The 14953-nt window shown below is 50.3% G+C and carries 14 protein-coding genes and 4 pseudogenes; 13 read left to right on the forward strand and 5 right to left on the reverse strand.

Annotation, left to right across the window (positions count from 1 at the left end; all coding sequences use genetic code 11):
• Positions 1 to 29 precede the first annotated feature (29 nt).
• The 3 genes and pseudogenes from QMN38_RS00100 to QMN38_RS26925 all read left to right on the forward strand — a co-directional run.
• A pseudogene (locus QMN38_RS00100) lies at positions 30 to 779 on the forward strand (VasL domain-containing protein); the annotation flags it as partial.
• A gap of 17 nt (positions 780 to 796) precedes the next feature.
• Positions 797 to 1438 carry a hypothetical protein gene (locus tag QMN38_RS00105; RefSeq protein ID WP_323604141.1) on the forward strand — a complete coding sequence of 214 codons (642 nt, stop codon included), beginning with the start codon at positions 797 to 799 and terminating at the stop codon, positions 1436 to 1438.
• A gap of 344 nt (positions 1439 to 1782) precedes the next feature.
• Positions 1783 to 2115, forward strand: a pseudogene (locus tag QMN38_RS26925) (transposase); the annotation flags it as partial.
• An 82-nt stretch (positions 2116 to 2197) separates the two neighbouring features.
• Here the strand turns inward: QMN38_RS26925 and QMN38_RS00115 are convergent.
• Positions 2198 to 2647: pseudogene (locus QMN38_RS00115) on the reverse strand (tyrosine-type recombinase/integrase); the annotation flags it as partial.
• A 546-nt stretch (positions 2648 to 3193) separates the two neighbouring features.
• Between QMN38_RS00115 and QMN38_RS00120 the strand changes: the two are divergent.
• Together QMN38_RS00120 and QMN38_RS00125 are read left to right on the forward strand one after the other, a co-directional pair.
• A pseudogene (locus tag QMN38_RS00120) lies at positions 3194 to 3388 on the forward strand (integrase); the annotation flags it as partial.
• Positions 3389 to 3578: 190 nt separating this feature from the next.
• Complete coding sequence (locus QMN38_RS00125; RefSeq protein ID WP_271449341.1) at positions 3579 to 5111, forward strand: EAL domain-containing protein; 1533 nt, start codon at positions 3579 to 3581, stop codon at positions 5109 to 5111.
• A 224-nt stretch (positions 5112 to 5335) separates the two neighbouring features.
• On the opposite strand, the gene cbpM is transcribed toward QMN38_RS00125, so the two are convergent.
• The gene (cbpM, locus tag QMN38_RS00130; protein WP_137382861.1) at positions 5336 to 5629 is read right to left on the reverse strand and encodes a chaperone modulator CbpM; all 294 of its coding nucleotides are present in this window, start codon (positions 5627 to 5629) and stop codon (positions 5336 to 5338) included.
• Entirely contained in the window at positions 5629 to 6549 is a 921-nt protein-coding gene (gene cbpA / locus QMN38_RS00135; protein ID WP_323604142.1) for a curved DNA-binding protein, read from the reverse strand. Before cbpA ends, cbpM begins: the two co-directional genes overlap by 1 nt.
• A 273-nt stretch (positions 6550 to 6822) precedes the next feature.
• On the opposite strand from cbpA, the gene QMN38_RS00140 reads away from it, so the two are divergent.
• Positions 6823 to 7125 (forward strand): antibiotic biosynthesis monooxygenase family protein, encoded by a 303-nt coding sequence (locus QMN38_RS00140; protein ID WP_323604143.1) that lies wholly within the window; start codon positions 6823 to 6825, stop codon positions 7123 to 7125.
• Between the two features lie 112 nt (positions 7126 to 7237).
• Here the strand turns inward: QMN38_RS00140 and dsbA are convergent, their stop codons facing one another.
• Positions 7238 to 7861: a thiol:disulfide interchange protein DsbA gene (gene dsbA, locus QMN38_RS00145; RefSeq protein WP_323604144.1), complete on the reverse strand. Its 624-nt coding sequence runs from the start codon at positions 7859 to 7861 to the stop codon at positions 7238 to 7240.
• Between the two features lie 413 nt (positions 7862 to 8274).
• Here dsbA and QMN38_RS00150 point away from each other — a divergent pair, with 413 nt between their 5' ends.
• The 7 genes from QMN38_RS00150 (at position 8275) to agp (ending at position 14677) form a co-directional block, all read left to right on the forward strand.
• Positions 8275 to 8637, forward strand: coding sequence for a copper resistance protein (locus QMN38_RS00150; RefSeq protein WP_271441325.1), 363 nt, complete (start codon positions 8275 to 8277; stop codon positions 8635 to 8637).
• Between the two features lie 48 nt (positions 8638 to 8685).
• Positions 8686 to 10566 (forward strand): protein-disulfide reductase DsbD family protein, encoded by a 1881-nt coding sequence (locus QMN38_RS00155; RefSeq protein ID WP_323604145.1) that lies wholly within the window; start codon positions 8686 to 8688, stop codon positions 10564 to 10566.
• Complete coding sequence (locus QMN38_RS00160; RefSeq protein ID WP_323604146.1) at positions 10563 to 11186, forward strand: DsbA family protein; 624 nt, start codon at positions 10563 to 10565, stop codon at positions 11184 to 11186. Before QMN38_RS00155 ends, QMN38_RS00160 begins: the two co-directional genes overlap by 4 nt.
• The gene (locus tag QMN38_RS00165) at positions 11176 to 11682 is read left to right on the forward strand and encodes a protein disulfide oxidoreductase (protein ID WP_323604147.1); all 507 of its coding nucleotides are present in this window, start codon (positions 11176 to 11178) and stop codon (positions 11680 to 11682) included. The genes QMN38_RS00160 and QMN38_RS00165 overlap by 11 nt, the downstream gene beginning before the upstream one ends.
• A 132-nt stretch (positions 11683 to 11814) precedes the next feature.
• Positions 11815 to 12570, forward strand: coding sequence for a sulfite exporter TauE/SafE family protein (locus QMN38_RS00170; protein WP_271456742.1), 756 nt, complete (start codon positions 11815 to 11817; stop codon positions 12568 to 12570).
• A 69-nt stretch (positions 12571 to 12639) separates the two neighbouring features.
• Positions 12640 to 13347, forward strand: a complete 708-nt coding sequence (locus QMN38_RS00175; protein WP_271441329.1) for an ArsR/SmtB family transcription factor — start codon at positions 12640 to 12642, stop codon at positions 13345 to 13347.
• 88 nt (positions 13348 to 13435) lie between these two features.
• Positions 13436 to 14677, forward strand: coding sequence for a bifunctional glucose-1-phosphatase/inositol phosphatase (gene agp, locus QMN38_RS00180; RefSeq protein WP_323604148.1), 1242 nt, complete (start codon positions 13436 to 13438; stop codon positions 14675 to 14677).
• Between the two features lie 40 nt (positions 14678 to 14717).
• On the opposite strand, the gene QMN38_RS00185 is transcribed toward agp, so the two are convergent.
• Entirely contained in the window at positions 14718 to 14945 is a 228-nt protein-coding gene (locus QMN38_RS00185; protein ID WP_271441331.1) for a YccJ family protein, read from the reverse strand.
• Positions 14946 to 14953: the final 8 nt, after the last annotated feature.

Consider the following 14953-nt stretch of genomic DNA (forward strand, 5'->3'; position numbering starts at 1 on the left):
TTGCTGGTGGTCCGGATGACGATTTCCAGGTACCAGGCAGTACAGTGAAGTGGGTATATGTCGCGCAACAGGAACAGCAGCCGAACGTGGAAGTGCTGGCAGCAGTGCCCACTCCGGTAAAAAAATGGAAATCCTTCGCCGCCGGGATGTGTACCATGCTGGTGATAAGCATCGTCACAGTGTGGGGCTGGCAGTATGTTCACCGGCCAGACCCGCTACAGACCCAGCTTGCTGCTTCACTGGCTCCGTTACCTGCACCTCTCACGCCGGAGCAGTTGGTTATGTTGCGCCAGCAATCCCCGTTACCACAAACGGTAATTACACAAACGCAGCAGCAGCTTGCCCGGCTGGATAAATTACCTCCTGACTGGAATATTGACTACAGTCGACAACTTACAGAACAGGTTCAGGCGCTGTGGCCGGAGCAGGCAAAGACTTTGGTACAACAGTGGCAACAACAACTTAATGCTGCCGCATTACCGACAGAACAACTCAATGGCTGGTCTCAGGGGATGACAACGTTACAAAAACTGAGTGACCGCCTGAACGGGCTTGATGAGCAGAAGGGCAAATACATGACGGTCAGTGAACTGAAATCAGTGGTCTTTTCTACCATACAGTCATTTAATCAGTCCATACCGGTTGAGGAGCAACTGCGGGTATTGTCACAAGCTCCTGCGGGAGTCCCCTTACCTGCTGCTGCCAGGGCTCAACTGGAAATGCATCTGAAGCAACTGACAGCCCACTATGCTGAAATCAAACAGAATGCGTCAAAATAGAAACGGTGATAAAAATTGTGGGTGATTCAGTTCGTTACCGTAATAACCGTGCCAGATGGACCGCCGGGGATTTAACCTTTCTGGAGAATAACTATTCTTCTATGCATGTTGCTGAGATTGCTGACCGGTTGGGACGTACCCCAGGTGCGGTGGGATTGATGGCTGATAAACTCGGATGTCGCAAAAAGAAAAGCGCGCCGTGGAGTGAAGCTGAAATGGATATTATCCGTGACCACTATGCCCGAGGGGTCGAAGCCAGGTCACTTTCACAGCTGCTTTCTGGCAGAAGCATCAATGCAATCTTTTCGATGGCGGAGACGCTGGGGGTAAAAAGTGGACGTTTCTGGCGTGAGGCGGAACTCGATATACTTAAAGCGGACTATCCCCAGATGGGAATGTCGGTAACTGCTCATCTGCCAGAAAGAAATGCAATGTCAGTTAAAATAATGGCGAGAAGGCTGGGGCTGAAGAAGTCCCGCTGTAGTGAAGCTGGTTTCCGTCCCTGGAGCGATGAAGAATGGACTCTTCTGGAAAAGAATATGCCTCTGAGTGTGGCTGAGCAGCAGGTAATACTGTTTCCGGACAGAACTAAAAAAGCAGTGGAAAAAGCGCGAGGTCGTTTGATCCAGAACATAAGAAAAAATAAGGGGGGAGCGTGACACCAAGACTATTCTTTGCTCTTGCAATCTTCTTAGGATCATATTTGCCATTAAGTATGATTCTGCTAATGCAGGATCTGGACAATAAAAAACTTAAGGGGAATATCTGTTTTAATTTTTTGACTTCAGGAGCATGTCATCTTCCGCTTCAAAAACCCTTCCTTTCAGTGACTTTGTTTCTGGTTTGCTTAGCATGCTTTGTTTTCTCATGGTTTGCTTTGAAACTTGCTAAACCGTATGGGCAAAAAATTAAAATAGTAGAATCAAAATATACGTAAGCTTATACCCTGCGCCGTATATAGCCATTAAGCCAGTACTGGCGAAAAGAACCTCGTAAAAATTATCCTAATGACTTCAAGCTTCGTATGGTCGAACTTGCTTCCCATCCTGGAGACTGCGTTGCTCAGATTGCCCGTAAAAACGGCGTCAACGACAACGTCATCTTCAAATGGCTACGGCTCTGGCAGGATGAAGGCCGTATATCACGCCGACTTCCGGCAACAGTCGAATCTTCACCATCACCGATGATGTTGCCTGTCGAGGTGATACCTGATCTATCGCCCGCAGCCAGGACATCCCATCCACGCGATTACTGGCAATACTGCAGCCTCTGCTGCATCCGACGCACGACGCTGAAGGCATATCGTCGGGTATTACAGCTCGTTAAGGCCGCATGACTATAACGGTGGATTACCACCAAACGAATCGGAAAACCGATACTGGAAAAACTCTAAAGCCGTGGCCAGTTTTAGTTGACCACTTCACAATGTTGGCGGCAGTTAAACTGTCCAGCTTCATCGAACCAATGCATGGGATCACATGCTTCTCAAGCGTGCTGAACCATTGTTTACCATGCTTGTCATTTTTCCAACCCGGGAGTAATTCAGCATGAACTTTGCGTGCGGCCTCTTCAAAGGTGGGAATGACCACTTTTTCCTGTTTATGCAGTTCGAGCGGATCGATTCCTGCGGCTAGTTGTTCACGCATCGAGTTAGCCAGTTTTCCGGCCTCAGCGATACCTATCTCGGGGTAAATCCCCAGACCCGCATTGCGGCGCTTTTGAGTCTGTGGGCTTAAAAAGCGAAGCACCCATTTGCCGCGGCCACGTTTTGAAGACGGATGAAGTGCCAGTCCTGTAACGCTACCGTGAGGGATAGGTTTATCGTCTGGTTTGATGTTTCTTACTTTGGTGTCGGTGATGACGGCCATGTGTTTGCCTCGGATTTCAGTATGCCATTCGGTATGCCATTTGATTTGGCAATCAGTGGATATGATTGAACAGCTTTAAATGAGGGATGTAAATATGTTGCTGATATTAAAGGGATAATTAGACTGTGTTGGATTGAATTAGTTCTGAGATAAGCGGTCTACGCTTCCGCCAAATAAAAACCCCAAGCTATTTAATAGCTTGGGGTTTTTCGTTTTATACAGTTTCTGTTGTGCCATTTCTCTTTAGCCTTGCGTGTTCCAGGCTCACTTGTATTGGAAGAAGAATGAATTTTTCGCTACGTGCTGAAGCATCTTCGGGTAGGCTCCGCGATGATTATGTCCATCCTTTCAACGAACCCTGATTAACTGAAGTTACTATGCGGGATCATGCGATCTTCAGCATTTTTAGGTGTAAGCGTCCCGTAAAAACAGATCATTCGCTTTTAGCGTGTTTTCAGCAAACGGTACAGGTTATCTTTAGGGCCTGGGTACGTTCTTTGTTCATATCTGGCCTTCAGCACTGATAGCCTATCTGCTGCATTGATAAAGCAGGGGCTCGAAGCTTCGCTTTACAGCACATATTCCATGTGAAGAACAAAACCATACCTGATATACAAGAAAACCCAGAATCTCCGGGGGATCAAACTTCGGTCAGGCCATAAGAAACTGAAAAGCACAGTTCGTTATCTGGGCATTGAAGTCGATGATGCGTTAGAGATCTCTGAATCGATTGAAGTTTAAAGTTGTCAGGGCTGCATCACAACTTGTAACAGAAGTGTAGTTTCTCAGGATAAGTACTGTTTTTCTGTAAAATATTTCTATGTTTTTCATGGTTAATTTTAATCTTGTCAACCATGCTTTTTGTAATTGCAAAATTAGGCATTTCCGGTCCCCTCAGCATAGTCAACTCACGCATACCCAGGATATATAAATGCGCAATGCACTTATTCCCATCGCCGTAGCCATGGCAATGTTTATAGTGGGTGTTTTTATTCTTAATACACAGGTCTGGTATACCGCTCGTGTAGATAGCCTTGCTGGTGCAAGATATACAGTAAAAAAAATGAACGTGATTCTTAATGAAGCTCGACTGGCCACCCGGACGGCAATCAGCACTGTCGAAAAAGGCTGTGGCCCGGAAGAGCAATATCGGCTTGGTACCGAAGCAGCATTGCAGCCGCATCTCAGAACTATCATTATTCTCAGGCAAGGAGCGGTCTGGTGTTCATCTCTACCGGGAAATCGCATACTACTGGTTAACATCGATGCGATACCGACTTCACCATTGTTACTTGTGCCTTCCAGCGGCACAGTAAATGGCCTTCCTGTTCTTTTAGTGCAAACGGAATTTGCTGACAATCGTATCGTCGTTACCGTAAGCGATAGCCATGTCAGGGAGACGCTGGACACCCCGCTAAAAGACGTGAGGTACACACTAAGGGTAGGGAATAACGCTATAGGTATGTTCGGGGATGTCACTAAGGTGAACGAAGCGCAGCATCGTTCTGTACACGTTACATACTCAGAATATCCCTTCAGCATCGAATATGATTCCGCTGCGTTTTTCAGCCTGCAGAACTTGCAGAGAATGATCAGCCGGGCTGGGGGGGTATTGCTGTTTTTACTGCTGATATCCTGTCTCGCCGCTTACACCCTGAATCAATATCTGAGTAAAAATACTCTCCCTGAAGAAGCACTCCGCCGGGCAATTGTGAAGGGTGATATCGTTCCTTTTTATCAGCCCATCGTAAATGGCAAAGAAGGCACACTGCGTGGTGTTGAAGTGTTGGCCAGATGGAAGCATCCGATAGCAGGGTATATTTCTCCCGCTTCATTTATTCCAGTAGCGGAAAAATCAGGGTTGATCGTGCCGTTAACGCAAAGCCTGATGACCCAGGTTACGTCTAATATGAACACCATTGCCAGTAAATTACCGGAAGGCTTCCATATAGGGATTAACTACTGCGCTTCTCATATCGCAATGCCCACATTCGTGGACGAGTGTTTGAAATATAAGCACAGTTTCAGCCGGCGAGATTTAAACCTGGTCATTGAGGTAACGGAACGCGAGCCTCTGGATATCGATGAAACACTCGTTCAGACCCTGAATGAATTACATAAAAATGGTTTTGCCATCGCGCTTGATGATTTTGGCACTGGATATTCAGGACTCTCCTACTTACAGGATCTTCATATCGACTACATCAAAATTGATCAAAGTTTTGTTGGCAGGGTAAATGAACATGAGGACTCGACCCTTATACTGGACTCCGTACTTGACCTGGCGCGTAAGCTCTCAATAAGCATCGTTGCTGAAGGTGTGGAAACACAGGAACAGCTTGACTATCTCATTAGAAACAATATCACATTTTTGCAGGGGTACTATTTCTTTAAGCCAGTTCCTTTCGCTGAATTAATAATGATTTTGTTATCCAAACCTAAAGTCAGGGTGAACGTTGAATGAGCAGTTAGATGTTCAAGCTAACAAGAAAAAATATCATTAACGTGACCGGGCCCAAAATCAATGCAGTACTAAATCAGAGATCGTCGTTTTTCTGAATATCTGTCGGGCGGGTATTGAGCTCAACAATCCGTAGCCGAGAAATCAACTCTGATGAGTTGGGTTCTTTATAAAAAATACGCCCTGCAAATCTGTAGGTGCGGCTCAACGCCGCACCCTTAATATATTCACGGATGGCTAATAAATCGGGACAGGCGTTGACGCAAAAGGCGGTTTTCCTGTCGTAGCTGCGCATTTTCCTCGAGCAACGTTAGTGCGACAGCAATCCCAGGCCAGTCAAGCGCCAGTTCATGGCGCAGACGCAGTGCGCGTTGCACCACGGTCAGCGCATGGTCATCAAAGGTCTCATCTTCACGGGGTTCGATTACCCCTAAACCGACAATTTCATTCAGTTCCTCTGCAGAAACACCGGTATGCAGACAAAACTCGGTAATGGTAAAGGTAACGGTCACGTTAGCCATTATGCTTTCCCCCACTCTTTACGCGGATCAAAGGACTTCTGCGCATCCGCCAGCTGTTGCCACAAGGCGGCGCTGTTGTCGTCAGGTTTCGGCGGCATCACGATTTTGATGACCGCGTACAGGTCGCCAGTATGTTTTTTACCGACCAGACCTTTGCCTTTGATACGTAATCGCTGTCCAGCCTGACTTCCTGCGGGGATGGTCAGCAAAATACTCTCTTTGAGTGTTGGTACAGTCACTTTTGCGCCCAATGCGGCTTCCCATGGGGCGAGCGGAACGACAACCTCCAGATCCTGATTAACAATATCAAACAGCGGATGCGGTGCGATATGAATCACCAGCCACAAATCACCGTTCGGGCCACCGTTTTCACCAGGGGTTCCCTGACCTTTCAGGCGAATGCGCTGCCCATTGCCGACACCGGCCGGGATCTTAACGTTGAGGGTTTTGGGGATTTCCCGCTCGATCATGCCAAACGCATTGTACACCGGCAGATTGTAACTGATGGTGCGGCTATGCTCAGCAAGGGTTTCTTCGAGGAAAACGGCGACCTCGATTTCAATATCATGTCCGCGACTGGCGTGGCGCTGCCGTGACTGATGTGCGTGCTGGCCAAAAATTGAAGAGAAGATATCGTCGAAATCTTCAGCGCTGTAGCTTTGACCTTCTCCTTGCTGGAACTGACGATTAAACTGCGGGTCGTTGCGATGCTGCCACAGCTGGTCGTATTCGGCGCGTCGCTGTTCATCGCTCAGTACTTCCCAGGCTTCGGCAACTTCTTTAAAACGGGCTTCAGCGTCGGTTTCTTTGCTGACATCGGGATGGTATTTTCGCGCGAGACGACGGTAGGCGGTCTTGATTGTCTTGAGATCGTCTGTCGGCTTCACGCCCATAATGGCGTAATAATCCTTTAATTCCATAGCGTTCTCTCGTGTAAATCAACACATGAAGAAGGCAATCCCTCTCAAAAGGTATCACCGTTAAGTTTAGGGTAATCCTGATAGGCACGAATGCCAACCATGAAAAAGGGGGGCGCAGGTCATAAAAGGGTCACCGGCTAATGTGGTGAGCCTGCTTGTTTATTTACCTATCACACTCACATTCTCCTTTTCACCAGACTGTTCGTTGTTGAGCGAAGCATCGCATTTAATCCGGCAATAGAGTGGCTGAAATTAACAAGGGAGAGATACTGAATGATCGCCGTTATTTTTGAAGCAGATGTGTATCCTCAGACAGGAGAGCGATATCTTCAACTGGCCTCAGAGCTGAAGCCGTTGTTGGTAGAGATCCCTAGGTTCATTTCTATCGAACGATTTCAGAGCATTAATACGCCCGGGAAAATGCTGTCACTTTCATGGTGGGAGGATGAAGATGCAGTGCTCAGGTGGAAATGCAACGTCAGGCATCAGGCCGCACAGCAGGAGGGTAAGCAGTTGATTTTTTCATACTACAGAATACGTGTTGCCACTGTTTTGAAGGATTACGCTTCTGAATAAGCTTCTGCCAGCGTATATGACAGTTAACTGTCAATAATGTCCGCCTGTAAGAACAAGAGCCAGAACAGGCTCTGGCTCTTGTTGATGGTGCGTCAGTAATATTAACGGCTTATCAAGGCTTGGAAAAAAGAAAACGAACGGTATCAGCGTAGTTCTGGACAAAAGCGTTAACGTTATCTGATTTTAATCCTTTCGGGTTAATCATATATTTACCCTTGATAAAGATAGCCGGTACACCTTTCAGGTCTACCGCTTTAGCCAACTCCTGTTGTTTCGCCGTTAATGATTTTACGGCAAAGCTATTCCACGCAGCATCATAGTCGTTTGCACTGACACCAGCGCGGATAAATACATTGCGGATATCATCTGCTGTTTTAACAGTTTGTTTTTTCTGCACGGTATCAAACAGTAAAGGTTTTACTTTATCTTCCACGTTTAACAGCATAGCGACAGACCAGGCGTGTGTCATCTCCGGCCCCAACGGGCCTAAGAAATCGACGTGATACTCAGTGAGTTTGACATCAGTAGGTAATGCTTTTTTCACATTATCAGTGACTTCCAGAACTTCATCATACTGGTAGCATGAAGGGCAATAAAATGAAAAAAACTTAAGCGCAGCGGGCGCTGACGCAACTGGCTTTTCAAGTGAAATATATTCTTTGCCATCGGTAAATGTTGCTGCCTGAACGCTCACAGTAAAAAACAGGCCTAGAAGAGGAAGTAAGATTTTTTTCATTTTCATATACTCTAAATAACATTTAACAAACAATTGTTTTGATGATGAACATAACGTTCATGGCGGCAAGTGATAATACAATATTCATCAGAAAATGTGCTGACTCTTACTTTCATTTACGTAGGAATATCCGCTGGCGGACTTCTCTTTCATTTTTATCATCAGTGATGAAATATCTGTTGGACGCTTTTGGAATGACAGATAATAAACCCTGTGATATTTCCGGCTTTGTTTTATTAGTGCCATTATTTTGTAATAGTGAAATTGATTAATAACATTAATCATCATTTCTGGGCAGATCGCTGTGGGAGGAATGAGATTTGACCGGCCTCTGCCGACATAACTTTACAGGGTAAAGGTTGCCAAAACCTCGCCAGTGGCTAAGATAACTCGCGTCAATCAGTGAGGGTATAATGGCGAAACGTCAACGGATGGGATGGTGGTTCCTCTGCCTGGCATGTGTTGTGGTGATGGTATGCACCGCGCAACGCATGGCGGGTCTGCACGCCTTGCAGATGAACACCGCGACCACTGCTGTTGTCGCGAGCGCCCAGGCCGATACCGATGAAGCTTCGCCCGTTACGCCGTGTGAACTGAGCGCAAAATCGTTGCTGGCTGCACCGCCAGTATTGTTCGAAGGCGCGATCCTGGTGCTATGTTTGCTCATGTCGCTGTTGGCACCTGTGCGGGCATTTCGCCTACCTTTTTTCCCTCCGCGCGTTATCTCGCCGCCCACACTTAGGGTTCATCTCCGATTTTGTGTCTTCCGTGAATGACAGCGCAGCCGTTGCTGACTGTTAGATAATTATTCACGGAGAAAAAATATGAAGACTGTTTTCAGGCAGGCGCTGCTCTGCCTGTTATTGCTATGGCTGCCCGTATCCTGGGCGGCTGATATCGGCTGGCTGCGTTCACCCGATAACAATCACGCCAGTGTACGGTTACGTGCCGATACAGCCGCAGGCGGTGAAACCCGACTGCTGCTCGATGTTAAACTGGAGGATGGCTGGAAAACCTACTGGCGATCGCCGGGTGAGGGCGGTGTAGCACCGTCCATCGTCTGGAAAGATAAAATGCCTGCTGTTGATTGGTACTGGCCGACACCCGCGCGTTTTGAGGTCGCCAATATCACCACCCAGGGATATCACGATAATGTCACCTTCCCGATGGTCGTACGTGGCACAACGCCAACCACCCTTAACGGTGTGCTGACCCTATCAACCTGCAGCAATGTCTGCCTGTTAACGGATTTTCCCTTTTCCGTGACGCCGAGCGTTCAGGACCCGTCTTTTGCTCATGACTATGCGCAAGCGATGGGGCAGATACCGCTGGCCAGCGGCCTGACCGATGCGCTTAGTGCCGGGGCGCGAGCCGGAGAACTGGTGGTTGAGGCGCGTCGTACGGGGGGCTGGTCTGCACCAGGCCTGTACCTGGATACCGTTGATGATGCGGATTTTGGTATGCCGCAAATCCGCGTAGAGGGCGAAACACTATTGGCAACGGTTCCGGTTCATGACAGCTGGGGGGAAGGGGCGCCGAATCTTCGGGGTAAGCAACTGACACTGGTTCTGGCTGATAACGGCGTTGCACAGGAAAGTCGTCTTGCCATTGGCGATGCACCAGTGGTGCAGCATGCAGCGATCCCGCTGTGGCAGGTGGTGCTGATGGCGCTGTCAGGCGGGTTGATTCTTAACTTAATGCCCTGCGTGCTTCCGGTGCTGGGCATGAAGCTGGGCTCGATTTTACTGGTTGAGGAGAAAAGCCGTCTTCAGGTTCGCCGCCAATTTCTGGCCTCGGTGGCTGGCATCCTGGTCTCTTTTATGGCCCTTGCGCTGCTGATGACGGTGCTGCGCCTGACCAATCAGGCGCTTGGTTGGGGGATCCAGTTCCAGAGTCCGTGGTTTATCGGTTTTATGATGCTGGTGATGCTGACGTTCAGCGCCAGCCTGTTTGGGCTGTTTGAATTCCGCCTTCCTTCAGCAATGACCACCATACTGGCAACTCGCGGCGGTAACGGCTTGTCAGGGCATTTCTGGCAAGGCGCGTTTGCGACGTTGCTTGCCACACCGTGCAGTGCGCCGTTCCTGGGGACGGCAGTGGCGGTGGCGTTGACCGCCTCGCTTCCGACGCTATGGGGGCTGTTCCTTGCGCTCGGGCTGGGGATGAGTTTGCCATGGTTGCTGGTGGCGCTGCGTCCAGGTCTGGCGCTGCGTCTGCCGCGTCCGGGGCGTTGGATGAATATCTTGCGGCGTCTTCTCGGCGTGATGATGCTTGGCTCGGCGATCTGGCTGGCAACATTGCTGCTCCCGCATCTGGGGTTCGCAAGCCAAAGTACAGCCAAAGAGAGTGTGAACTGGCAACCGCTGAGCGAGCAGGCCATCGAAGAGGCACTGGCCCAGCACAAGCGCGTATTTGTAGATGTAACGGCAGACTGGTGTATTACCTGTAAAGTTAATAAATACAATGTACTACAAAAAGAAGATGTCCAGTCGGCACTGCAACAACCCGATGTGGTAGCCCTGCGGGGTGACTGGACACTGCCCTCTGAAGCGATTACCGAATTCCTGAAAAAACGCGGCCAGGTCGCTGTGCCGTTCAACCAAATTTATGGCCCCGGTTTGCCGCAAGGCCAGGCGTTGCCGACGTTGTTAACCCGCGATGCGGTGCTAAATACACTGGCCGGTGCCAAAGGAGTAACCCCATGAAAATGATGATTATCCTGCTGTTAACCCTGTTTTCTGCCGTCAGCGTGGCGAAAGAACCTGCGCCATTTACGCCTGAGCAGGAGAAGCAAATTGAAGCGCTGATTCAGGAAGCGCTGTTTAACGATCCCAATAGCCCGCGTATTGGTGCCAGGCAGGCTAAACTGACGCTGATAAATTTCACCGATTACAACTGCCCATATTGCAAGCAGTTGGATCCGATGCTGGAAAAAATTGTACAGAAATATCCTGATGTGGCGGTGGTGATTAAACCGCTGCCGTTTAAAGGGGAAAGTTCAGTTCTGTCGGCGCGAACCGCGCTGACGACCTGGCGTGAGCACCCGCAGCAGTTTCTGGCGTTACATGAGAAACTGATGCAGAAGAAGGGCTACCACACGGCAGTGAGTATTAAACAGGCACAGGAGAAATCCGCTGCCAGCCCTGTGACGCTGGATGCACAATGTGAAGAGACGCTGAGCACCAACCTGCAACTGGCACGTCTGGTTGGTGTGCGAGGCACGCCTGCAACCATTATTGGCGATGAGCTGATCCCGGGTGCGGTGCCGTGGGAAACACTGGAAGAGGTGGTCAAAGAAAAACTGGCGGCCGCAAATGGTCAGTAAACTGCGCCGCTGGCTGCGCGAAGGACTGATCTTACTGGTGTTATTCGCCGGGGCGATGTTGTTGATGGATGCCTGGCGAGCGCCCCAGCTTCCCGCAGCGTTTGACAGCACACCTTTGCAGACGCTGGATGGTGAAAACGTTACGCTGGCTGCGCTCAGCAAAGAGGAGCCAGTGCTGATCTATTTCTGGGCGAGTTGGTGCGGCGTGTGTCGGTTCACGACACCGGACGTCGCCAGACTGCACTCAGAAGGCGAGAACGTGATAACCATTGCGCTGCGCTCCGGTAATGAGGCGGAGGTAACGCGCTGGCTGGCGCGTAAAGGCGTAGGCTTTCCTGTCATCAACGATGCCGACGGGGCCATCTCCCGCAGTTGGGACATCAGCGTCACGCCAACGCTGGTCGTGATGTCGCAGGGGCGCGTGGTGTCGACAACCAGCGGCTGGACCAGTTACTGGGGAATGAAGTTACGCCTCTGGTGGGCAAAAACTGTCTGATTCTGATGCCGGGGAAACCCGGCATTTTTTCTGCCGCAGCACACCAGGAGGGCATATTTCGTTTCCCGACGAAGCAAACCTGGCGATTGACGTCCAGAATAGGTCATCCTCTTTTTTCCTGGAACGTACATGATGGCAACTTCTTTCGCGCTCGACTCCTCCCTGGTGATAATGATTGCCGCAACCTTTGTGCTGGCGGGGATGGTGAAAGGCGTAACGGGCATGGGCTTACCCACGGTGGCGATGGGGATCCTCGGATCGCTTATTTCTCCGGTCGCGGCGGCGGCGATGCTGCTGTTACCCTCTCTGATTAGCAATCTGTTTCAGTTTGGCGGTGGTGGTAATACCGGCCGATTGCTGCAACGATTGTGGCCTATGCTGCTGGCGGTGGTGATTGCCACTTTGCTTGCCAGTGTCTGGATCACCGGGGGCGACACAACCCGGACCCAGTTTGCGCTTGGCATGGCACTGGTGGCCTATGCCATCTGGACGCTGATGGGGAAAAAAATTACCGTGGATCCGCAGCGTGAAAAACCCTTTTCCCTTGTCATTGGATTGGTGACCGGTTTATTGACGGGGGGAACGGGGGTATTTGTTATGCCCGCCGTGCCATGGATCCAGTCATTGGGCTTTGAAAAGGATGAATTGGTGCAGGCGCTTGGCATTTCGTTCACGTTTTCGACGCTGGCGTTAGCTCTGGGCTTGTGGTGGCACAATGCGTTACCTGTTCAGTCCCTGAGTTTATCGGCTTTTGCCATTCTTCCTGCGCTATTGGGACAGTGGGTAGGGACTCGTGTGCGACGAGTGATTTCACCTGTGGTGTTTAAACGCTGTTTTCTGTTTTGCCTGGTGGGGTTGGGAGTGGAGATGATGCTGCGCGCCGCGTAAGTCTCGCTGTGACTTTACGCCTGTTTCATGCCATCGTTAATTCAGAGGGTTAACGCCAAAGGAGGTGCTATGGCATCGGTAATACTGCACGAAGAAGAGGGTGAACTGGAGTTGCAAATGGCGCTTACTGCGGCAGTGATGGCGGATAAATCGCGTTCGCGTATGTTGTGTGCGTTGATGGATGGGCGCGCCTGGACTGCAACTGAACTTAGCGCGGTGGCGGACGTGTCAGCCTCGACGGCCAGCGCACATCTGGCGCGTCTGTGCGAACAACGATTTGTTGTGGCGTTAGCCCAGGGACGACACCGTTATTTTCGCCTGGCAAGTGCGGAGATAGCCGGCCTCCTGGAACGCCTGATGGGTGTGGCATGGTCTGCATCAACGTCGCGAAAAATCACCACCCCAATACACCTGCGGCATGCGCGAACCTGCTATGACCACCTTGCCGGCGAAGTGGCCGTGAGGCTTTTTGATACTCTGGTTGCCCGGCAATGGTTAACAGCGGATGGCGAAACGCTGACCGCTCTGGGGCAGGAAAAACTGGCAGAAATGGGGATTGTCCTTTGTGCCGGTGTGACCCGACGAAAGATAAGCTGCGGCTGTCTGGACTGGAGTGAGCGACGTTATCATCCGGGCGGCGTGCTCGGTGCCACGTTGCTGAGCTGGTTTAGCGAACAGAAGTGGATTAAAACGCAGACAGGTAGCCGGCACGTCACCTTTACCCCACTAGGAGTGCGCAAACTTCAGACGGAATTTGGCATCCAAACGACACGGTAGATGCCTCATTTTTGCGAAAGCGTTCCCGGAAAAATGTCATATATCTGTCACACTCTGTGGTGATTGATAACAACAAGAGGTCGTAGGGATGAACAAATCGTTAATCGCCACCGCCGTGGCGGGGGCTGTATTGCTGTCAACGGCTGCACAGGCACAGACGGCACCGGAAGGTTATCAGCTTCAGCAAGTATTGATGATGAGCCGGCATAACTTACGTGCACCTTTAGCCAATAATGGCAGCGTTCTCGAGCAGTCTACCCCCAAACAGTGGCCGGAGTGGGATGTCCCAGGCGGACAACTCACCACGAAGGGCGGCGTGCTGGAAATTTATATGGGCCATTACATGCGTGAATGGTTGGCAGAGCAGGGCATGGTGAAATCCGGGGAATGTCCGGCACCGGGCACGGTTTACACCTATGCTAACAGCCTGCAGCGGACAGTAGCGACGGCGCAGTTTTTTGTCACGGGGGCTTTCCCGGGGTGTGACGTTCCGGTCCATCATCAGGAAAAAATGGGTACCATGGACCCCACTTTTAACCCGGTGATTACTGATGATTCTGCAACATTCAGTCAGCAGGCTGTTCAGGCGATGGAGAAAGAGCGCAGCCAGATGCAGCTCGACGAAAGTTACCAACTGCTTGAGCAAATCACAAACTACAAAGACTCGCCGTCTTGCAAAGAAAAACAGCAGTGTTCCCTGACTGATGCGAAAGACACATTCAGTGCGAAGTACCAGCAAGAGCCTGGTGTTTCCGGGCCACTGAAGGTGGGGAATTCGCTGGTTGATGCCTTCACCTTGCAATATTACGAGGGCTTCCCGATGGACAAGGTCGCCTGGGGGGAGATCAAATCTGATCAACAGTGGAAGGTACTGTCGAAGCTGAAAAATGGTTATCAGGACAGCCTGTTCACCTCTGCGGAAGTGGCGAAAAATGTCGCCAAACCGTTGGTCAAATATATCGACAATGCGTTGGTGACTGAACGGGCGAAAGCGCCGAAAATTACGGTGCTGGTGGGACATGACTCGAACATCGCGTCATTGCTCACGGCACTGGATTTTAAACCATATCAGCTCCATGACCAGAACGAACGTACGCCTATTGGCGGCAAAATTGTCTTCCAGCGCTGGCATAACAGCAACACAAATCGCGATCTGATGAAAATTGAGTATGTGTATCAGAGCGCGCAGCAGCTGAGAAATGCGGAGGTTCTGACGCTCAAATCCCCGGCCCAACGTGTGACGCTGGAACTGAAGGGGTGTCCGATTGATGCTAATGGCTTTTGCCCTGTTGAGAAATTCGATAGCGTACTGAATGAGGCGGCGAAGTAAGCAAAGAAAACTCCCCCGTGCAAACGGGGGAGTCCGAATGCTAAACGTTTTTGCGTTCGATAGTCTGTTCACCCCAAAAGAGTGAATCTTTGTCAGTTTTCTCAAAGGCTTTGATCAGTACCTCATCGCTACCTTCTTCCCAAATTTTTTCCGCCATTTTCTCGTCATAGTGGGCGACTTCAAAAATGGCTTCGGCTATTTCTGGCGATGTGTTGCGCAGACTTGCCCATTCGCCGACGCGATGGGCTTTCGCTTCTTGAGTTGGCATTCGAATCC

Origin of the sequence: Citrobacter sp. R-1.5.2 (genome assembly GCF_035064245.1) — a bacterium.
Classification (GTDB): Bacteria; Pseudomonadota; Gammaproteobacteria; order Enterobacterales; family Enterobacteriaceae; genus Citrobacter.